This is a genomic window from Qipengyuania thermophila (assembly GCF_004153605.1).
In the GTDB taxonomy this organism is placed as follows: domain Bacteria; phylum Pseudomonadota; class Alphaproteobacteria; order Sphingomonadales; family Sphingomonadaceae; genus Qipengyuania_B; species Qipengyuania_B thermophila.
The window spans coordinates 450,475-470,310 of record NZ_SDSI01000001.1; the positions used below are offsets into that span (position 1 = coordinate 450,475).

Consider the following 19,836-nt stretch of genomic DNA (forward strand, 5'->3'; position numbering starts at 1 on the left):
AGCGCCGGCGCATGGTGAGGCACACATCGCCCGTCGAGACCGCCGATGCGCGCGCCTTGCGCGGCCGGCGGCAGCGTTTCGCCGCGCCGGGCGGCTTCCACGACCGCCTCATCCGCATCCTCGCCGTGGCGCTGCCGATGGCGATCGGGGTGGTTGCCGCGCTGGTGATCATCGTGCCGCTCAGTCCGCGGGGCGAAGTCAGCTTCCTGCTCGACCGCAACCGCGCCGAAGTCACGGAGAACCGGCTCAGCGTCGACAACGCGCTGTACCGCGGGCTGGACCGCGAGAACCGTCCCTTTTCGCTCAAGGCGGGCGAGGCGGTCCAGCACACCCAGGCCGAGGGGCTGGTGCGGCTGCGCGACCTCGTGGCGCAGTTGCTCCTGCCCGAAGGCCCGGCGCGTGTGACGGCGCAGGGCGGGATCTATGACCTGCGGGAGCAGCGCGTGACCGCCGACGGGCCGGTGCTGTTCACCGCCGCCGACGGCTATCGCATGCTCGCCCGGGGCGTGGCGGTGGACATGACCAACCGCCGGCTGGTCGGCCAAGACGGCGTGTCGGGCGAGGTGCCGGCGGGCACGTTCCGCGCCGACCGGCTCGAGGCGGATCTCGCCACCCGCACCATCACCCTTGACGGCAATGCCCGGATCACCATGGTCCCCGGACGTTTGAGGATGCCATGATGACCTCGCTTTCCTCGCTTGCCCCCCTCGCCCTCCGCGGCTTCCTGATCAGCCTGCTCGCCACGCTGGCGCTGGCGTCCGGGTTCGCCCTCCAGGCCCAGGCCTTCGGCAACCACAACACCAACGCTCCGGTCAATTTCGCCGCCGACCGCATCCAGCTTCAGGATCGGGAAAACCGGGTGGTGCTGAGCGGCGACGTGGTGATCAACCAGGCCGCCCTCACGCTGAGAGCCGCGCGGACGCTGATCAACTACACCGATGCGGGCAGCCTCCAGATCCAGCGGATGACCGCGACCGGCGGGGTGCGGGTGACGCGCGGCAACGAGACCGCCACGGGCGATGTCGCGGTTTACGACTTCGACCGCCGCATCATCACCATGTCCGGCGATGTGCGACTCAGCCAGGGCCCGGACAATCTGCGGGGCGGACGGCTGGTGATCGACCTGACGAGCGGCATCGCCACCATGGACGGCGGCTCCCGCGCCCCGGTCGACGTCCCGGGGGCCGGACCGGGCCGGGTGACGGGCACCTTCACCGTTCCCGCGCGCTGACCCGCGTCGCGTCCCGCCGCGCCGCCGCGCGGGCGATCATGGCCAGCTCCTGCCGCAGCAGGACCGATGCCGCGCGGCTGTCGGTCAGCATCGCCCGGTGCAGCAGGGCGACCCGCTCCACCAGCCGGGCGATTTCCGCCGGTGGCCAGCGGCGCGCCTGCGCCTCGACGGCGCCCCGGTCGCGCCAGAACAGCCGGCGGGCCTTCTGTTCGGCCTCGAGCGCCTGGGCGAGCGGACGGCCGGCGGCCGTCTCGCGGGCGATGCGCTCGAGCTGCGCCACCCGCCGCTCGAGCGCGAGCAGCACGGTGACCGCACCGAGCTGCTGACTGGCGAGGCGTCCCAGCTCGTCCGCCAGCCGCCCGACCTTTCCGCCGAGAACGGCATCCACCACCGGCTGCACGCTGTCGTCCGCCGTCACGGCGGCGATGCTGTCCAGCGCCTCCGCCGTCGCGGTGCGCGGGCTTGTCGGCGCGGCATCGAGCAGCAGCGCCAGCTTCTCCACCTCGGCCGCGGCGATGCCGATGTCGAGACCGGCGGCCGCCGCGATGCGTTCGGCCAGCTGCGCGGAGAGCCGCACGCCGGCGGCATCGCCAAGCCTCCGCACCGTCTCGGTGACCGAGCGCAGATCCGGCGGCCAGAACACGACGACCGCCGCGTCGCCGCGCCCTTCGAGCAGCCGCGCCGTCCGCGACTTGTCCGTGGCGCCGGTCGCATGGACGATCACCGGACAGGCGGCACCCGCCCCGGCGGCGCCCGTTTCCAGCAGCGTCTGCACGGCATCGTGCGCCTCGTCGCCGCTGACCCGGACGAGGATGTGCCGGGCGCCGCCGAACAGCGACTGCGACCGCGCCTCATCGCCGAGCCGGCCCGGATCGCCGCGCAGGTCCGCGCCTGCCAGGTCGACCCGCTCGCCGGGGTCGGGCAGGTGGGCAATCAGCGCATGCGCGGCGGCGAGCGCACCGGCCTCGTCCGGTCCGCACAGGAACACCACCGACGCGCTGCGCGCCAGCGCCGCGGCCCGCCCGGCAAACTCGCGGTTTGTCAGCTTCATCGGCGCGCCGGCCTCAGCGGCCGCGCATGGCCAGCGCGAGGTCGGTCGCGATCCGCTCCGCCACTTCCAGCGCCAGGTTCTCCAGGGCCCGCTGCTCGGCCGCGATCGTGGCGTAGTCGCTCGACACGACGTCGATCCCGGCATCGCTGCCGGCGGTGGCATCAAGGACGATCGCGCCGGTTTCGAGGTCGACGAGCTGATAGCGGGCGCGCAGGATGCGGCGCTCGCGGCTGATCGTGTCGTCCGACAGGATCCCCAGAGTCTCGAGCTGGTCGTCGAGCCGGACGTCCAGCCGGTAACGGATCGCGCCGCTGCCGGCCGGCGCGAGCCGGTCCACGAGGGCGTTGCGCATCAGCCACCCGGCCCGCCCGGCGATGGGCGCCACCTCGATCCCGGCCATCGCGCCGGCGACGGGCCCGCTGCCCCCGGCACCGTACAGGGGCTGAAGGCTGCACGCCGGCAGCGCCAGCAGCAGGGCGCACAGGGCGAAGAGGCGCCTCATGTCACGATGTTGACCAGCCGGTCGGGCACGACGATCACCTTGCGCACCGGCGCGCCGGCCATGGCCCGCTGCACGTTGGCGCTCGCGAGCGCCAGCGCCTCGAGCTGCGCTCCGTCGGTCCCACGCGCGACGGTGAGGGTGTCGCGCAGCTTGCCCTTGACCTGCACCGCCACGGTGACCTCGTCCTCGACCAGAAGGTCGGGATCGACCTGAGGCCACGACGCCTCCGCGATCAGGCCGGCCTCGCCGATCCCGGCCCACGCCTCTTCGGCCAGATGCGGCATCATCGGGCTGACGAGCAGCAGCAGGGTGCGGATCGCCTCCGACCGGCTGGCCGATGGCGGCGCCCGCTCGATCTCGCCGGCAAGGCTGTAGAGCTTGGCCACCGCCTTGTTGAACTGGAGCCCCTCGATGTCCTGCGCCACGCCGGCCACGGTCTGATGCACCCGCCGGTCGAGCGCCCGGTTGACGCCGGCGGCCTGCGGATCACGCTGCCCGAACAGCCGCCACAGCCGGTGGACGAACCGGGCGCAGCCCTCGATGCCGGCCTCGGACCATGGCAGGTCGCGCTCGGGCGGAGAGTCCGACAACATGAACCAGCGCACCGCATCCGCGCCGAAGCGGTCGATGATCGCATCCGGGTCGACGACGTTCTTCTTGGATTTCGACATCTTGACGACGCGGCCGGCCGTGACCGGCGCGCCGTCGGCGATGCGGACCCAGTCGGCGCCGTCCCGGCGGACCTCGCCGGGTGACAGCCAGCTGCCGTCCCCCAGGCTGTAGGTCTCGTGCGTCACCATTCCTTGCGTGAACAGCGATGCAAACGGCTCCTCCAGCGCGATCCGGCCGACATGGGCCAGGGCGCGGGTCCAGAAGCGGGCATAGAGGAGATGCAGGATCGCATGTTCCACCCCGCCGATATACTGGTCCACGGGGAGCCAGCGAGCGATCTCCGCCGGATCGAACGGCCGGTCCGCTGGCTGGCTCGCGAACCGCAGAAAATACCACGAGGAATCGACAAAGGTGTCCAGCGTGTCCGTTTCCCGCCGCGCCGCGCGGCCGCAGCGGGGACACGGGACGTGCTTCCAGGTCGGATGACGTTCGAGCGGGTTGCCGGGGGTCGCGAAATCCACGTCCTCCGGCAGGACGACCGGCAGTTGCTCGCGGGGGACGGGCACGACCCCGCAAGCCTCGCAATGGATGAAGGGGATCGGCGTGCCCCAGTACCGCTGGCGGCTGACACCCCAGTCGCGCAGGCGCCAGACGGTCTTGCCCTCGCCCCAGCCCTCCGCCTCGGCCCGCGCGACGACGGCCGCGATCGCCTCGGCAACGCGCATGCCGTCGAGGAAATCCGAATTGACGAGCACTCCGTCCGCCGTGTCCGCCTCCGCCAGCGGCGCGTCCGCCTCGTGCACGGACGGGGCGACGACGCGCAGGATGGGTAGACCGCAGGTGCTGGCAAACTCGAAGTCGCGCTGGTCGTGCCCGGGCACGCCCATGATCGCCCCGGTGCCGTAGTCCATCAGCACGAAATTGGCGATGTAGACGGGCAGCTGCGCGCCGGTGAAAGGATGGGCCGCCATGACCCCGATCCGCAGGCCGCGCTTTTCCGCCGTCTCCAGTTCGGCCGCGGTGGTGCCGCCTTTCCTGCACTGTTCGACGAAGGCGGCGGCCTCCACGTCCGTCTCCGCCGCGGCGCGGGCGAGCGGATGATCGGGCGCGACGGCAACGAAGCTCGCGCCGAAGATCGTGTCGGGACGGGTGGAATACACCTCGACGCTGCCCCCGTCGGAGAGGCGGAAGCGGAATTGTAGCCCCGTACTCCTGCCGATCCAGTTCTCCTGCATCAGCCGCACCTTGTCCGGCCAGGTGTCGAGCGTCCCCAGCCCGTCGAGCAGCGCGTCGGCAAAGGCCGTGATCTTCAGGAACCATTGATCGAGCTTGCGCCGTTCCACCAGCGCGCCCGAGCGCCACCCGCGCCCGTCGATCACCTGTTCGTTGGCCAGCACGGTCCGGTCGACCGGATCCCAGTTCACCTCCGACTCGCGCCGGTACACAAGACCGGCCTCGTAGAGGTCGAGGAACAGCGCCTGTTCATGCCCGTAGTAGCCGGGGTCGCAGGTGGCGAACTCGCGGCTCCAGTCGAGCGCGAAGCCGATCCGCTTCAGCTGCGCCCGCATTGTCGCGATGTTGTCGCGCGTCCAGGCGCCGGGATGCACGCCCTTCTCCATCGCCGCGTTCTCGGCCGGCATGCCGAACGCGTCCCAGCCCATCGGGTGCAGCACCGCGTGCCCGGTCATGCGCTTGTAGCGCGCGAGCACGTCGCCCATGGTGTAGTTGCGCACGTGACCCATGTGGATGCGCCCGGACGGATACGGGAACATCTCCAGCACATAGGCCTTGGGGCGGTCGCCGTGGCGGTCGGCGGCGAAGCAGCCCGCCTCGTCCCACGCGCGTTGCCAGCGGGCCTCGGCGGCCGCCGGGTCGAAGTGCCTGTCGCTCATTGCCCCCCCGTGCACGGTTCGCTGACGGCGGTCAGGAGGCGAGCGCCTCGCGCCGCAGGTCGCGGGCCCGGGTGAGAATGATGTCCTCCAGCCGCTGCACCGTTGCCGCCTGGACGGGCGCCTCGAGCCAGGTGCCGTTCTGCAGCACCTGCCGGCTGGCCGCGACGCGCAGCGCGTCGGCGCGCAGGTCGCGGTCGAGAATGGTGATGGTGATCTTCACCCGCTCGCCCGGCTGCTGCGGCTGCGCGTACCAGTCGGTGATGATCACCCCGCCATTGGCGTCGGCCTGCAGCAGCGGCGCGAAGCTGACCGCCTCGAGAGCGGCGCGCCACAGGAAGGCGTTGACGCCGATGGAGGTGACCTGCGCGGCGGCGGCGTCCGCACGCGGACGGTCCGATCCGCCGCATCCGGCCAGCGCCGCGAGGCTTGCGAGAAGGGCCAAGGAGGCAGTCGTGCGGCGGGCGACGCGGTGGTGTGGATGAGGCACGGCGGGTTCCTGAAGCTGCTGGAGGAACGGCACCGTCGCCGCCTCCATGGTGATCCTAATAGCTTCCCGGCGCGGCGGGGCAAGGCACCCCGTGTCTGGCGGACCCGAGGAGGCCGGCAGCCGCGCGCGGACCCGCGGGACATGGCCGGTGCGGGCGTGAACTCCCACTGAACTGGCCGGTGCGGGCGGACTGTGGACCTCGCGCCACAGCCAGGCGGAATCCGGAGCCTGCGAAGAGTCCTGCCTCTATCAACCCGCATCGCCCCTGCTCTATAGAAGGGCATTGTCCGGTGGAAGGAACTGCCGGACGAGTCAGGCTTTTGACTCAACAGCAGACGGGGCAAGAACGCAGGCGACATGGCACGCAGGTCCATCTCCGCCGGATTGACGAGACCGGGCTTCCTGCTCGCGGCGGCCTTGTGCGCCGCGGCGCTGCCGGCTGCGGTTCAGGCGGTGGTGCCTTCCGCCTCGGGGAGCGAGGCCGCACCCGCTCTTGGCGGACTGGGACTGTTCACGCCGGCGGGTATGGACCCTGAACTCGTTCGCCGCGCCCACGCGATTGCGCAGGAACGCGGGCTTCAGTTCACGCCGGCCGGATCCATCACCCGCACGGCGCGACCGATCACCGTCGCGGTGCGTGTCGATCAGGACGTGGCGCGCGTCGTCACGGTGCAGCGCGCGGTCAAGACGGCCGGCGCGACCGTGATGGGCACGCACGCGCCGCCCGTCACCCTCACGCCGACCCGCTTCGATCTTGGCGCGGCGCGCGGCTATCAGGCGTTCGCCCAGCCCGCCGCGCCCGTCCGGCTGACGGCTCCGGCTGCGCGGCGCGTCGATGTCGACGACGTGCCCATGGCCGATCTGGCGCAGTTCGGCCGCCGCCTCGTCGAGCCTGCGGGCCGCCCGTCGCGTTTCTCCTCCCGCGTCGCCCTCGCAACCGAGGAAGGGGCGCCTGGACGCACCCCGCGCACGCTCGAGGCGCTGGGCGAGCAGAGCGTCGATGTCAGCGGCTCGTTCCGCGTCCTGCGCAATCTGGATGTCACCGCCGGGGTCCGCCTGTCGCAGGATCGCGACCGCATCGCCCCGCTGACCGACGCGCAGCAGGACGACAAGGCGGTGTACGTGGGAACCCAGTTCCGGTTCTGAACGCTGCGCCGGTGTGCGTGCGACGGACACGGACGTGCGGCGAGGCCGCATCGCCCGCGCTCGTCGCGGCGCCACGGTTGACGTGACGGCACGTCAGAAGACGGCCGCAGTGGGAGAGAAGGCTATGGCACGCGTCGCGATCGTGACGGGTGGAACGCGCGGCATAGGCCGCGCGATCTGCGAACACCTCAAAGCCGACGGCTTCACCGTCGTCGCCAACTACGCCGGCAACGAGGACGCCGCCCGGCAGGCGGGCGAGGAACTGGGCATCGCCACCTACAAGTGGGACGTCGGCGACCACCAGGCCTGCCTCGACGGATGCGAACGGGTGGCCAAGGAGGTCGGTCCGGTCGACGTGGTGGTCAACAATGCCGGCATCACCCGCGACGGCACCCTGCACCGCATGAGCTTCGAGGACTGGAACGAGGTCATGCGGATCAATCTGGGCGGTTGCTTCAACATGGCGAAGGCCTGCTTTCCCGGCATGCGCGAACGCGGCTGGGGCCGGATCGTCAACATCGGCTCGATCAACGGACAGGCGGGGCAGTACGGGCAGGTCAACTACGCTGCCGCCAAATCGGGGATCCACGGCTTCACCAAGGCGCTGGCGCAGGAGGGCGCCAAGTTCGGCGTGACCGTCAACGCCATCGCGCCGGGCTACATCGACACCGACATGGTCGCCGCCGTGCCGCCGGCCGTGCTGGAGAAGATCGTCGCCAGGATCCCGGTCGGCCGCCTCGGCCAGGCACACGAGATCGCCCGCGGCGTGTCGTTCCTGTGCAGCGAGGACGCCGGTTTCGTCACCGGCTCGACGCTGAGCATCAATGGCGGACAGCACATGTACTGACCGCTGCTGCGGCCTCCAGCGGGGGGCGGGTGCACCCGTCGGGACCGCGCGATCCGCCAGCCGGGTCGACGCGCTGTGAAGATTCGGTATTTCCACGCGCATGGAAATGTCGGGAGCCGCGGAAGCCTTGGGCGCGCTGGCGCAGGAGCATCGGCTCGGCCTGTTCCGGCTGCTGGTGCAGGGGGAGAGGACGGCCTGTCCGCAGGCACCATCGCCTCGACGCTCGGGCTGCCGAACTCGTCGCTGTCCTTTCATCTGGCCCATCTCGTCCGCGCCGGACTGGCCCCCATGCGGCGGGAGGGCCGTTCGCTGAACTACTCGGCCGGTGACTTGGCCATGAACGCGCTGGTCGGCTTCCTGCTCGAAAATTGCTGTGGCGGAGCGGCCTGCGGCCCCGCCCTTGCGGAGATTCCTCGATGAGCGTCACCATCTACCACAATCCCGCCTGCGGAACGTCGCGCAACACGCTGGCGCTGATCCGCGCCACCGGCACGGAGCCGCGCGTCATCCATTATCTCGACACGCCCCCCTCGCGGGCCGAACTGGTCGCGCTGATCCAGGTGATGGGCATCACGCCGCGCGCCCTGTTGCGGCAGAAGGGCACGCCCTATGCCGAGCTGGGGCTGGACGATCCGTCGCTCGACGACGGGGCGCTGATCGACGCGATGGTGGCGAACCCCGTCCTGATCAACCGTCCGATCGTCGCCGGACCGCGCGGAACGGCGCTGTGCCGCCCGTCCGAACGGGTGCTGGACCTGCTGGACCGGCCGCTTCCCGGCGATTTCGCGAAGGAAGACGGCGAGATCGTGCCGGCCGGATCCGGCGGACGATGAACGCCACCGCTGCGCCTGCCGCCGCGCAGGCGACCGCGCTCGGCCTGTTCGAGCGCTGGCTGTCGGGGTGGGTCGGTTTTCGATCCCAGATCGAGGCGGTGCGACGGGCGTCGAGTCGGGCGCCTTCGACGTTTGCGCATTCCCTAACGCGGCACGCGGCGCTAAGCGGCGCGTCATGCACGACACACCTGCCTGGACGCCCTTTCGTCTCCGTCTCCTGAACCGTGTCACATGCGGTCCATGTCTCGGTCTCGCCGCTGCCGGAGGTGCGGCATGAGCGGCACGCGGCAGGAAACCGACTCCATCGGCACCATCGAGGTCGCCGACGAGCGCCTGTGGGGCGCGCAGACGCAGCGGTCCTTGCAGAACTTCCGCATCGGCGGCGAGCGGATCCCGCTTGAAATCGTGCACGCCCTCGGCCGCATCAAGCGGGCCGCGGCGCGCACGAATCACAAGCTCGGCCTGCTCGACGCGCGACTGGCGGACGCGATCGCCGATGCCGCGCAGCAGGTCGCGGACGGGCGGCTCGACGACGAGTTTCCGCTGGTCGTGTGGCAGACCGGGTCCGGCACGCAGTCGAACATGAACGCCAACGAGGTCATCGCCGCCGTCGCCTCGGAGGCGCTGGGCGGGCGTCGGGGCGAGAAGAAGCCGGTTCACCCCAACGACCACGTCAACATGAGCCAGTCGTCGAACGACACCTTTCCGACCGCGATCCACATCGCGGTGGCGAGCGTGCTGAACGCGCGGCTCCTTCCCGCGCTCGAGGCGCTGCACGCGGACCTCGCCGGCAAGGCGCGCGCGTGGGATCACATCATCAAGATCGGCCGCACCCACACGCAGGATGCGACGCCGCTCACGCTGGGGCAGAACTTCGGAGGCTACGCGCGCCAGATCGAAGCCGGGATCGAGCGCGTGCGCCTCACCCTGCCGGGACTGTACGAGCTGGCGCAGGGCGGCACGGCGGTCGGCACCGGGCTGAACGCGCCCAAGGGCTTCGCCCAGGCCTTTGCCGAGGAAATCGCCCGCGACACCGGGCTGCCCTTCACCACCGCGCCCGACAAGTTCGAGGCGCTGGCCAGCCAGGATGCGCTGGTGTTCGCGCACGGGGCGCTCAACACGCTGGCGGCCTCGCTCTACAAGATCGCCAACGACATCCGCCTGCTCGGCTCCGGCCCGCGCGCCGGACTGGGCGAGCTGGCGCTGCCGGCGAACGAGCCGGGGTCGTCGATCATGCCGGGCAAGGTCAACCCCACCCAGTGCGAGGCGATGACGCAGGTCTGCGCGCAGGTCATCGGCAACCATGCCGCCGTCACCTTCGCCGGAACCCAGGGGCAGTTCGAGCTGAACGTCTATCGCCCGGTGGTGGGCTACAACGTGCTCCAGTCGGTGCGCCTGCTCGCCGATGCGGCCGACAGCTTCCGCGAAAACCTGCTGGCGGGGCTGGAACCGCGCGAGGACAACATCCGCCGGGGGGTCGAGAATTCGCTGATGCTGGTCACGGCGCTTGCTCCGTCCATCGGCTACGACAAGGCCGCCAAGATCGCCAAGACCGCGCACGAGACGGGACAGACCCTGCGCGCGGCGGCGCTCGCCAGCGGCGACGTGACCGCCGAGGACTACGACCGGGTGGTGCGTCCCGAGACGATGCTTGGCCCCGACCGCGACTGAGACGGCGCTGGGGGACGGGCCGGAAGCCCGGCGCGGAACCGGATCGCCCCTGCACGGGTTGAGAGACCAAACCGATCAGGAGACATGCTCCATGCGCCTGCGCCTGCTTCCCGTCCTGTTCACCGCTCCGCTGGCTCTGGCGGCGTGCAACCAGAACTCCGGCACCACCGCGACGACCGAGGGTCAAACGGCGGTCGCGACGGCGCCGGCGGCCGCTCCGGGTCAGCCGGCGGGCACGGTGGCGGCGGGCGACATCGTGGCGCTCGGCCTGACCGAGCGGCAACTGCTCGACGCCGACCTGATCGACCCGTCGGGCCGTGACATCGGCGATGTGGAAGGGGTGCTCCGCAACGCGTCCGGGCAGGTCGACAGGCTGCTTGTCGAGGTCGAGAACACGAGCCCCGACCGCTACGTGCATGTGCCCATTGACGGGCTGGCGGTGGTGCAGCGCGGGGACGACATCGATCTGTCGACCTCCATGACCCAGCAGCAGCTCGCCGCGCTGCCGGCCGTCGACCGCAACGCGCGCTGAAGCCGGACGCATCCGCCGGGGTCGGCTGCACGGAGTTGATGCCGCTCGTTCGCGCTTCGGGCAGACCGGATGCGGACGTGCCGTATCATCCGCCGGTCAAGCAGTCGGTGACGCTTGCCGGCCACCAGACCTCGGTCAGCCTCGAACCGCTATACTGGGAACTGCTGCGCACGGCCGCGCAAGAGGAGGGCAAGTCCCTCAACGCGCTGGTCGCGGCGATCGACGCGGAACGGCTGCGCGTGGCAAGGCCGCCGGGTCTTGCCGGCGCGATCCGCGTCTGGCTCACCATGCGGCTGATCGGGATGGCGGGGGACGGCGCAGCCCTGCGCCCGTCCCCGCCGGAGTGACACCCGCAGGTGTCAGTAGGTCGCGGGCGGATCGCTCGCCGGGAAGGTCTGGTCGAGCGCCTCGTCCGTCTTGCTCCACGACTGGGCGTTGTCCCGCATGGACGACACGCCCGCGTCGCGGATGGTCGCATCGCCCTGGTTGCCGGCGAAGGCCGGACGGGACGGGTTGGCGAAGTTCTTTTCGTAGTACTTGTAGCCGGCGTAGCCGAGGCCGCCGAGAACAGCGAGTTTGAGCAACATGTCGAGTCTCCTTACGGCGCATTAACCCGCAAGGCGCGGATTGGGTCCGCTCCGTCTGCCGCAAACGGGAGGCTAGACGTCATTTTCCCGGCGGATGTCCGCACCGGCGAGGGCCAGCTTCTCCTCCAGCCGCTCGTAGCCGCGGTCGAGATGGTAGATCCGCCGCACCTGCGTCTCGCCCTCGGCCGCCAGCGCGGCAATGACGAGACTCATCGACGCGCGCAGATCGGTGGCCATCACCTCGGCCCCCACCAGCCGCGCGGGGCCGTGCACCGTGGCCGTTCGCCCGGCCGTTTCGATCACCGCGCCCATGCGGCGCAATTCGGGCACGTGCATGTAGCGGTTCTCGAAGATCGTCTCGTGCAGGACGCTGTCGCCCTGCGCCTGGGTCAGCAGGCTCATCAGCTGCGCCTGCATGTCGGTGGCAAGGCCCGGATAGGGCGCCGTTTCGAGGTCGACGGCGCGCAGGCCCTCGTTGGCGGCGACCGTGACGCCGCGCGGGTCGTGCGACACCTCGACACCCGCTCTGCGCAGCGCGTCGATCGTCGCGCCCATGGTGTCCGCGTCAGCGCCCTCGAGCCGCACCGAACCGCCGGTGATGGCCGCAGCGCACGCATAGGAGCCGGCTTCGATCCTGTCGGGCATCACCCGGTAGGTGGCTCCATGAAGGCGAGGCACGCCGGTGATCACCAGCTCGCCGCTGCCGATCCCCTCGATCTGCGCCCCCATGGCGGTGAGCAGCCGGCACAGATCGACGATCTCCGGCTCCCTCGCGGCGTTCGAAAGCCTGGAGACGCCCTTGGCCAGCACCGCCGCCATGACTGCGTTCTCGGTGGCTCCGACCGACACCACGGGGAATCGGAAGTCCCCTCCGGCCAGCCCGCCGCCCGGCGCCACCGCACGCACATAGCCCTGCGCCAGCTCGACCCTCGCACCCAGCGCCTCGAGCGCCTTGAGGTGCAGATCGATCGGCCGGTCGCCGATGGCACAGCCGCCGGGCAGCGACACGGTGGCATCGCCCGCGCGGGCCAGCAACGGTCCCAGGACCAGGATCGAGGCCCTCATCCGGCGCACGAGGTCGTAGGGCGCCACGGTGGAGGTCAGCCGCGTCGCCTCCAGTGTCACGACGCGCCCGAAATCGTCTGGCCGCGATCCCTGAATGGTGTGCGCGACGCCGAACTGCCCCATGAGGTGCTGGAACCCGTCGATGTCGGCCAGCCGCGGCAGGTTGCGCAGGGTGACCGGCTCGTCCGTCAGCAGCGCGCAGGGCAGCAGGGTCAGGGCGGAATTCTTGGCCCCCGAGATCGGGATGGTGCCCGACAGCCGGTTGCCGCCGCGGATGATCAGCTTGTCCATCGCCACCCTTTAGCTTGGTCCCGGCGCGGAACAAGATGGCTGCCGGCGGTTGACGCCCGCCCGACCCGCCGCCAAGGCCCGGCACCATGAGCAGCCACAAACCCATCCGCAAGGCCGTGTTCCCGGTTGCCGGGCTCGGCACCCGTTTTCTGCCGGCCACCAAGGCGATCCCCAAGGAGCTTTTGCCGGTGGTCGACCGCCCGCTGATCCAGTACGCGGTGGACGAGGCGCGCGAGGTGGGGATCGAGCAGATGATCTTCGTCACCGGCCGGGGCAAGACCGCCATCGTCGAGCATTTCGACATCGCCTACGAGCTTGAGGACACCATGCGCGAGCGGGGCAAGGATCTGTCGGTCCTCGATCCGACCCGCGCGACCCCCGGCGACATCATTACCGTTCGCCAGCAGGTGCCGCTGGGGCTTGGCCACGCCATCTGGTGCGCGCGGGCCATCGTCGGCGACGAGCCGTTCGCCATCCTGCTGCCCGACGAGCTGATGGTCGCGGCCAAAGGCGGCGGGACCGGGTGCATGACCCAGATGGTCGACGCCTACCGCGAGGTGGGGGGCAACCTCGTCTCGGTGCTGGAGGTTCCGCACGAGGAGGTCAGCTCCTACGGGGTTATCGCGCCGGGCGCGAGCCGGGGCGCGTTGACGGAGGTGACGGGCCTTGTGGAAAAGCCGGCGGTTGCCGACGCCCCGTCGAACAAGATCGTGTCGGGCCGCTACATCCTGCAGCCGGACGTCATGCGTGTCCTGGAGACGCAGGGCAAGGGCGCGGGAGGCGAAATCCAGCTCACCGACGCCATGGCGCAGATGATCGGCCGGCAACCCTTCCACGCCGTGACCTTTGCCGGCAGGCGCTTCGATTGCGGCAGCAAGACCGGTTTTGTCGAGGCCACTCTTGCCCTCGCGCTCGAGCGCGCCGACATGGGTGCGGAGGTGCGCGCCATGGCGGAACGGCTGCTCAGGGACTGACGGCGGCACCAGGCGCGCGGAACGCCTTGGCAGGTTTGTCTCGCGCGGGGCGCCGGCGCCTCGAGGCCAGCCCGGCCTGGGCAAGGGTTGCCAAGGCCGGCCTCGGTTTCTAAGCGCAGGGCCATGCGGTGGGAGCACGGAGGACGCCGGCGACGCGCGGCACGCCGGAACGCAAGGTCTGCCCGGGCATGATCCTGCTGCTCACCTGCATGCTGCCGTTTCTCGGCGCGCTGGCCGTTGCGCTCGCCGCGCGGACGGGGCGTAACACGCAGGCGATCCTTGCCGGTGCCGCAACGTCGGCCGCCCTTGTGCTTATTCTGCTCCAGGCGCCGCAGGTGCTCGCGGGCACCACGAGCGCCTTTGCCATGCCCTGGGTTCCGGCTCTCGGTCTTGAGGCGTCGCTGTTCATGGATCCGCTCGGACTGATGTTCGCCGGCCTGATCCTCGGCATCGGCATCCTGATCATCACTTACGCCCGCTTCTACCTCGCGGCCGAGGATTCGATGCCGCGATTTCTCACATTCCTGATGCTGTTTCAGGGCGCGATGCTGGGCATCGTCCTGTCGGACAACGTCCTGCTGCTGCTGATCTTCTGGGAGCTGACGAGCCTGTCGTCCTTCCTGCTGATCGGCTTCTGGAGCCACAAGGCAGAAGGGCGGCAGGGCGCGCGCATGGCGCTGGCGGTGACGGGCGGCGGGGGGCTGGCGCTGATCGCGGGGCTGCTGATCCTCGGCCGTGTGGCGGGCTCCTACAACCTGACCGACATCCTGCTGGCCGGTCTCGTCATCCAGGGCTCGCCCCTGTACACGCCGGCGCTGGTCCTGATCCTGGTCGGCTGCTTCGCCAAGTCGGCACAGTTCCCGTTCCACTTCTGGCTGCCGCGGGCCATGGCTGCGCCGACTCCGGTCAGCGCCTATCTTCACAGCGCCACCATGGTGAAGGCGGGCGTGTTCCTGCTGGCGCGGCTGTGGCCGGTGCTCTCGGGGACGGAGCTGTGGTTCTATCTCGTGGCGACCACCGGCATGGTGACGATGTTCGTCGGCGCCGCGATCGCCCTGTTCAAGGACGATCTGAAGGCTCTGCTCGCCTATTCCACCGTCAGCCACCTCGGCCTGCTGACGATGCTGCTCGGCTTCGGGACGCCCATGGCTGCGGTGGTCGCCGTGTTCCACATCCTGAATCACGCGACCTTCAAGGCGGCGCTGTTCATGAACGCCGGGATTGTCGATCACGAGGTCGGAACCCGCGACGTGCGCCGGCTGGGCGGCCTGGTGCATCTGATGCCGATCGCCACCACCATCGCGGTGGTCGCCGGCCTGTCGATGGCCGGGCTTCCGCCATTCAACGGCTTCATTTCCAAGGAGATGATGCTGGAGGAGGCGGGCCGGACCGTCTGGGCCGAACTGACATGGCTGATCCCGCTGGTGGCGACGCTCGCGGCGCTGCTCTCGGCCGCCTACTCCTTCCGCTATGTCAGCCACGTGTTCTTCGGCCCGCGCCGTCATGACTATCCCCGCGCGCCGCATGATCCCGGCGCCGGGCTGTGGGGTCCGCCGGCGGTTCTGGCCGCGCTCGTCGTGCTCATCGGATTCTTCCCCGCCACGATCGCTGGCCCGCTGGTGCAGCCGGTCGCGGCGGCGGTGATCGGGGCCGAGCCGCCCTATTTCGCGCTCAAGATGTGGCACGGGTTCACCCCCGCCCTGTTCATGAGCGTGCTGGCCGTCGCCGGCGGAGCCGCCGTGCTGTGGCGCCATGGCGAGGCGGTGCGGATGTGGCAGCGCGTGCCGGTGCCGGATGCGAAGCGCGCCTTCGACGCCGTCGTCGCGGCCTTGGTCGGGGCGAGTCGCGTCGTCACCGACACGCTGCACACCGGCACGCTTCAGCGGTCGCTGTTCGTGCTGTTTGCCGCCACCTTCCTCCTTGCGGTCGAGGGGTTGAGCGTCGGCGGACTGGGCGGCGCGACCCGCGCCGGCATCCCAGCCTCGGGGGTCGCCGTGGCCGCGTGGCTCGCTCTGGTCGCCGGCGCGGTGGCGGTGGTCGTCTCGGCGCGGCAGCGGTTCCTGGCGCTCATCTACATCAGCGTCATCGGCCTCATCGTCTCGCTCGGCTTCGTCTATCTGTCCGCGCCCGATCTCGCGCTGACGCAGATTTCCGTCGAGGTGGTGACGATCCTGCTGCTGCTGCTCGCGCTCAATCTCCTGCCCAAGACACCGCAGCCGACGAGTTCGCGCCTGCGGCGGGCGCGCGACGCCGTGCTGGCAGGCATCGTCGGCGCCGGCGTCGGCTGGCTGGCGCTGGCAGTCATGACCCGGGCGCCGCGCGACCCAATCTCGGCCTTCCACTGGGCGCAGGCGAAGCCGGGCGGAGGCGGAACCAACGTGGTCAACGTGACACTGGTGGATTTCCGCGGCTTCGACACCTTCGGCGAGATCATCGTGCTCGGCATCGCCGCGCTGGCCATCTACGCCTTGCTCAAAACGGCGGTCAGAGGGGTGGCGGGTCGGCGGCTTCTCGCCTGGGTGCCGGAGACGCCGGAATCGCCGGAGAGGCACCCGATGATGCTGGTGGTGGCGAGCCGCCTCGTGCTGCCGATCGCGCTGGTCGTCGGGCTGTTCCTGTTCCTGCGCGGGCACAATCTGCCCGGCGGCGGCTTCATCGCCGGTCTGGTGTTCTCCATCGCGCTTCTCGTGCAGTTCATGGCGTCGGGCTATGCCTGGGCCGATGCGCGCAAGCGGCTCGAGCGGCACACGCTGATTGCCGGCGGCGTGCTGGTGGCGGCGGCGACGGGTCTGGGATCTCTCGCCTTCGGCGCGCCCTTCCTGACCAGCACCTTTGAATACATCACCTGGCCGCTCGTCGGGCAGTTCGAGCTGGCCTCGGCGCTGCTGTTCGATGTGGGCGTGTCGCTGGCGGTGGTGGGCGCGGTGCTGCTGGCGCTTGGTCAGCTGGCCAATCTGATGCAGCGGGCCGCGCGGCTCGAGGTGGACGCCGAACCCATGGACATCGACCCGACACGCGGCGCGGGAGCGGTGCGATGACGGTCGAACTGCTCGTTGCCAGCGCCATCGGAGTGATGACCGCTGCCGGCGTGTATCTGTGCCTGAGAGGCTCGACCTTCTCGGTGGTCCTCGGGCTGGCGATGCTGTCCTATGCCATCAACGCCTTCCTCTTCTCGATGGGCCGGCTGGTTGTGGACCGGCCTCCGATCTACGATCCTTCGGCGCCCGGCTTCACCGATCCGCTGCCACAGGCGCTCGTGCTGACGGCGATCGTGATCGCGTTCGGTATGACCGCTCTGGTGGTGGTGCTTGCCCTGCGGTCCTATCTCGAATCGGGCACGGACGACGTGAACGGTGCGGGTGCCGAACCGCCCCCGGCGGACGGGGACGCACCGGACGATCCGGCGGAGCCGCCATGCACCTGATCGTTGCGCCCGTCCTCGTCCCGGCCGTGCTGGCAGCGCTGATGCTGCTCAGGCCCGCGCGGCTGACCCGGCTGGGTCAGCGCCTGTCCATCCTCGCCATGCTGGCGCAGCTCGCCATCGCGGTCGCGCTGATCGTGCTGAGCGCGGACGGCGAGGTGCGGGTCTACGAGCTGGGCAGCTGGCCCGCGCCCTACGGCATCGTGCTGGTCCTCGACCGGCTGGCCGCGCTGATGCTGCTGCTCGCCAGCGTGCTGGGGCTGGCGGTCCTCGCACACGCCGTGCTGACCCGTCACGATCAGCAGGGCTGGCATTTCCACCCGCTGTTCCAGTTCCAGATGCTGGGGCTGAACGGCGCCTTCCTCACCGGCGACCTGTTCAACCTGTTCGTGTTCTTCGAGGTGCTGCTGATCGCCTCCTACGGCCTGCTCCTGCACGGGCAGGGGGCGGCGCGCCTGCAGGCCGGGGTGCAATACGTGGTGGTGAACCTCGTCGGCTCCACCATCTTCCTCGTCGCCATCGGCGTGCTCTACGGCACGACCGGCACGCTCAACTTCGCCGACATGGCGCTGCGGGTCAGCACCGCTCCGCCGGAGGAGCAGGCCCTGATCCGCGCGGGGGCACAGATCCTCATCGCGGTGTTCGCGCTCAAGGCCGCGCTGCTGCCGCTCCACCTGTGGCTTCCCCGCGCCTACGCCAGCACCTCGGCGCCAGTGGCGGCCCTGTTCGCCATTCTCACCAAGGTGGGCGTCTATTCCATCATCCGCGTCACCACGTTGGTGTTCGGCGAAGAGGCCGGCGCGGCGGCCTGGGCGCCTGCGGGATGGCTGCTGCCGGCCGCCCTGCTCAGCGTACTTGTGGGGTTTGTCGGCCTGCTTGCCGCGCGGGAGCTGCGCCTCGGGGCCGCCTTCGGCGTGATTGGCTCCACCGGCACGCTGATGGTGGCGGCCTCCGTGTTCACCCCCGAGACAACCGCGGCGGCGCTGTTCTACCTGCCACACTCCACCCTCGCGGCCGCCTTGCTGTTTCTGGTGGCCGATCTGGTCCTCCGCCGCCGGGGAGAGCGGCAGGACCGGCTGGAGCCGGGGCCGTCCATGCCCGGCGCCGGCTTGCTGGCAGTCCTGTTCCTGCTGTCGGCCATCGCGCTGGCGGGACTGCCGCCGCTCTCGGGCTTCGTCGGCAAGCTGCTGATCCTGGCGTCGGTGGCCGACAACCCCGCTGCGTGGTGGATCTGGGGCACAATCCTCGTCACCACCTTCCTTGCCATCCTCGCACTGGCCAGAGCCGGCAGTGTCCTGTTCTGGACGCGGGACGATGCTCCTCCGCACCGGGAGCGTGTCCGAGCGGCCGTGCACGCGCCCCGCCTGGCGGCGCCCGCACTGATGCTGGTCGCGGCGCTCGGTGCGCTGACGGTGTTTGCCGGCCCCGCCACCGCCTACACCCGCGCTGCCGCGGACCAGCTGCACAGCCGCACGGCGTACATCACCGCCGTGCTGCCGGACTCAGGAGTCCGCCGGTGATGAAGCGTCTGCTCCCGCACCCTCTCCTGACGGTCACGCTGGTGGCGGTGTGGCTGCTGCTGCTGAACGGGTTCAGCATCGGGGCGCTCGTCGTCGGCTTCGTCATCGGCATCGTTGTCCCCCTGTTCACCGCGCCGTACTGGCCCGGCCGGCCGCGGGTGCGCCTTGGCTGGCCGCTGATCGATTATCTGGCGATTGTCCTGTGGGACATCGTCGTCGCCAACTTCCAGGTGGCCGCGATCATCCTGTTCCGCCGCAACCGCGACCTGCGCTCGCGCTGGCTCGTGGTTCCGCTCGACGTGCGGCAGCCCGAGGCCATCACCCTGCTCGCCGGCACCGTCAGCCTGACGCCGGGCACGGTGTCGTCGGACATCGCCGCCGACGGACGCGCACTTCTGGTCCACACGCTCGACGCTGCCGATCCCGCGGCCGAGGTGGCGCGCATCAAGCAGCGTTACGAACGCCGGATCGCGAGGATCTTCACATGATCGCAACGGCACTGGTCATCGGCTTCGCGCTCATCACGGCGGCCATCCTGCTCAATCTGTGGCGGCTGTTTGCCGGGCCAACCCCGTCCGACCGGATCCTGGCGCTCGACACGCTCGTCATCAACGCCATCGCGCTGACCGTGATGTTCGGGATCTACGAGCGCACCGCCTTCTATTTCGAGGCAGGGGTGCTCCTCGCCCTCGTCGGCTTTGTCAGCTCCGTGGCCTATGCCAAGTTCCTGCTGCGCGGGGACATCGTGGAATGACCGGGGCGATGGCGCTTGCCGAACTCCTCATCAGCGCGCTTATCGTGCTTGGCGGAGCGTTCGCCTTCATCGGCTCGTGGGGACTGACGCGCCTGCCCTCGCTCATGACCCGGCTGCACGGTCCGACCAAGGCGACGACGCTCGGGGTGGGCAGCATTCTCATCGCCTCGATGCTGTTCTTTCCGATCTACGAACGCAGCTTCACCGCGCACGAGCTGCTCATCACGATGTTCCTGTTCATCACCGCGCCGATCACCGCCAACATGATCGCCAAGGCGCACCTCCACCGCCAGGGACACGGCGTCGATCCCAATCCTGCGGACAGCACCGACGCGACGATCCCGGAGCCGGAACGCTGGTCGACCTTTACGCGTCCGCCGCGCGAACAGGAGCCGCTTCCGCCGGCCGAATGAACCCGCG

Annotated in this window: 22 protein-coding genes; 16 read left to right on the forward strand and 6 right to left on the reverse strand. The window is 70.2% G+C overall.

Features of this window, described 5'->3' with window-relative positions; translation table 11 throughout:
- The first annotated feature begins 11 nt into the window (after positions 1–11).
- Together lptC and ETO60_RS02165 are read left to right on the forward strand one after the other, a co-directional pair.
- Positions 12–680, forward strand: a complete 669-nt coding sequence (lptC, locus tag ETO60_RS02160) for an LPS export ABC transporter periplasmic protein LptC (protein ID WP_130002284.1) — start codon at positions 12–14, stop codon at positions 678–680.
- On the forward strand, positions 680–1,231 hold the full coding sequence (locus tag ETO60_RS02165; RefSeq protein ID WP_234026269.1) for an LptA/OstA family protein: 552 nt from the start codon (positions 680–682) through the stop codon (positions 1,229–1,231). Before lptC ends, ETO60_RS02165 begins: the two co-directional genes overlap by 1 nt.
- Here ETO60_RS02165 and holA read toward each other — a convergent pair.
- From holA to ETO60_RS02185, 4 genes are read right to left on the reverse strand one after another with little or no spacing between them, the layout of a single operon-like run.
- Positions 1,212–2,282: a DNA polymerase III subunit delta gene (gene holA, locus ETO60_RS02170; RefSeq protein ID WP_130002286.1), complete on the reverse strand. Its 1,071-nt coding sequence runs from the start codon at positions 2,280–2,282 to the stop codon at positions 1,212–1,214. The two genes, ETO60_RS02165 and holA, sit on opposite strands and share 20 nt — an antisense overlap.
- A gap of 13 nt (positions 2,283–2,295) precedes the next feature.
- The gene (gene lptE / locus ETO60_RS02175; RefSeq protein WP_130002287.1) at positions 2,296–2,784 is read right to left on the reverse strand and encodes an LPS assembly lipoprotein LptE; all 489 of its coding nucleotides are present in this window, start codon (positions 2,782–2,784) and stop codon (positions 2,296–2,298) included.
- Complete coding sequence (gene leuS, locus ETO60_RS02180; RefSeq protein ID WP_130002288.1) at positions 2,781–5,288, reverse strand: leucine--tRNA ligase; 2,508 nt, start codon at positions 5,286–5,288, stop codon at positions 2,781–2,783. The genes lptE and leuS overlap by 4 nt, the downstream gene beginning before the upstream one ends.
- A 31-nt stretch (positions 5,289–5,319) precedes the next feature.
- Complete coding sequence (locus ETO60_RS02185; protein WP_130002289.1) at positions 5,320–5,823, reverse strand: DUF3576 domain-containing protein; 504 nt, start codon at positions 5,821–5,823, stop codon at positions 5,320–5,322.
- Between the two features lie 309 nt (positions 5,824–6,132).
- Between ETO60_RS02185 and ETO60_RS02190 the strand changes: the two genes are divergently transcribed.
- The 7 genes from ETO60_RS02190 (at position 6,133) to ETO60_RS02220 (ending at position 11,151) form a co-directional block, all read left to right on the forward strand.
- Positions 6,133–6,921, forward strand: coding sequence for a hypothetical protein (locus tag ETO60_RS02190; RefSeq protein WP_130002291.1), 789 nt, complete (start codon positions 6,133–6,135; stop codon positions 6,919–6,921).
- Between the two features lie 124 nt (positions 6,922–7,045).
- Positions 7,046–7,768 carry an acetoacetyl-CoA reductase gene (gene phbB / locus ETO60_RS02195; protein WP_130002293.1) on the forward strand — a complete coding sequence of 241 codons (723 nt, stop codon included), beginning with the start codon at positions 7,046–7,048 and terminating at the stop codon, positions 7,766–7,768.
- A gap of 75 nt (positions 7,769–7,843) precedes the next feature.
- Positions 7,844–8,188 (forward strand): ArsR/SmtB family transcription factor, encoded by a 345-nt coding sequence (locus tag ETO60_RS02200; protein ID WP_315850261.1) that lies wholly within the window; start codon positions 7,844–7,846, stop codon positions 8,186–8,188.
- Positions 8,185–8,601, forward strand: a complete 417-nt coding sequence (gene arsC, locus ETO60_RS02205; RefSeq protein WP_130002295.1) for an arsenate reductase (glutaredoxin) — start codon at positions 8,185–8,187, stop codon at positions 8,599–8,601. Before ETO60_RS02200 ends, arsC begins: the two co-directional genes overlap by 4 nt.
- A 273-nt stretch (positions 8,602–8,874) precedes the next feature.
- The gene (fumC, locus tag ETO60_RS02210) at positions 8,875–10,272 is read left to right on the forward strand and encodes a class II fumarate hydratase (protein ID WP_130002297.1); all 1,398 of its coding nucleotides are present in this window, start codon (positions 8,875–8,877) and stop codon (positions 10,270–10,272) included.
- A 91-nt stretch (positions 10,273–10,363) separates the two neighbouring features.
- A complete protein-coding gene (locus tag ETO60_RS02215) occupies positions 10,364–10,804 on the forward strand; it encodes a PRC-barrel domain containing protein (protein ID WP_130002299.1) in 441 nt (146 codons plus the stop codon).
- A 38-nt stretch (positions 10,805–10,842) separates the two neighbouring features.
- Positions 10,843–11,151: a ribbon-helix-helix domain-containing protein gene (locus ETO60_RS02220; RefSeq protein WP_130002301.1), complete on the forward strand. Its 309-nt coding sequence runs from the start codon at positions 10,843–10,845 to the stop codon at positions 11,149–11,151.
- Positions 11,152–11,163: 12 nt separating this feature from the next.
- Here ETO60_RS02220 and ETO60_RS02225 read toward each other — a convergent pair whose 3' ends face one another.
- Both ETO60_RS02225 and murA read right to left on the reverse strand, forming a co-directional pair.
- Positions 11,164–11,391: a hypothetical protein gene (locus tag ETO60_RS02225; RefSeq protein ID WP_130002303.1), complete on the reverse strand. Its 228-nt coding sequence runs from the start codon at positions 11,389–11,391 to the stop codon at positions 11,164–11,166.
- A 72-nt stretch (positions 11,392–11,463) separates the two neighbouring features.
- Positions 11,464–12,747, reverse strand: coding sequence for a UDP-N-acetylglucosamine 1-carboxyvinyltransferase (gene murA / locus ETO60_RS02230; RefSeq protein WP_130002305.1), 1,284 nt, complete (start codon positions 12,745–12,747; stop codon positions 11,464–11,466).
- Positions 12,748–12,833: 86 nt separating this feature from the next.
- Here murA and ETO60_RS02235 point away from each other — a divergent pair, with 86 nt between their 5' ends.
- The 7 genes from ETO60_RS02235 (at position 12,834) to ETO60_RS02265 (ending at position 19,829) form a co-directional block, all read left to right on the forward strand.
- Positions 12,834–13,721: a UTP--glucose-1-phosphate uridylyltransferase gene (locus tag ETO60_RS02235; protein ID WP_130002307.1), complete on the forward strand. Its 888-nt coding sequence runs from the start codon at positions 12,834–12,836 to the stop codon at positions 13,719–13,721.
- Positions 13,722–13,909: 188 nt separating this feature from the next.
- Positions 13,910–16,759 (forward strand): monovalent cation/H+ antiporter subunit A, encoded by a 2,850-nt coding sequence (locus ETO60_RS02240; RefSeq protein WP_130002308.1) that lies wholly within the window; start codon positions 13,910–13,912, stop codon positions 16,757–16,759.
- Positions 16,756–17,145, forward strand: coding sequence for a Na+/H+ antiporter subunit C (locus ETO60_RS02245; RefSeq protein WP_130002309.1), 390 nt, complete (start codon positions 16,756–16,758; stop codon positions 17,143–17,145). Before ETO60_RS02240 ends, ETO60_RS02245 begins: the two co-directional genes overlap by 4 nt.
- Positions 17,136–18,662 (forward strand): monovalent cation/H+ antiporter subunit D, encoded by a 1,527-nt coding sequence (locus tag ETO60_RS02250; RefSeq protein WP_130002311.1) that lies wholly within the window; start codon positions 17,136–17,138, stop codon positions 18,660–18,662. Before ETO60_RS02245 ends, ETO60_RS02250 begins: the two co-directional genes overlap by 10 nt.
- A complete protein-coding gene (locus ETO60_RS02255; RefSeq protein ID WP_199798814.1) occupies positions 18,662–19,150 on the forward strand; it encodes a Na+/H+ antiporter subunit E in 489 nt (162 codons plus the stop codon). The genes ETO60_RS02250 and ETO60_RS02255 overlap by 1 nt, the downstream gene beginning before the upstream one ends.
- Entirely contained in the window at positions 19,147–19,416 is a 270-nt protein-coding gene (locus ETO60_RS02260) for a K+/H+ antiporter subunit F (protein WP_130002314.1), read from the forward strand. The genes ETO60_RS02255 and ETO60_RS02260 overlap by 4 nt, the downstream gene beginning before the upstream one ends.
- The gene (locus ETO60_RS02265) at positions 19,413–19,829 is read left to right on the forward strand and encodes a Na+/H+ antiporter subunit G (protein WP_199798815.1); all 417 of its coding nucleotides are present in this window, start codon (positions 19,413–19,415) and stop codon (positions 19,827–19,829) included. Before ETO60_RS02260 ends, ETO60_RS02265 begins: the two co-directional genes overlap by 4 nt.
- Positions 19,830–19,836: the final 7 nt, after the last annotated feature.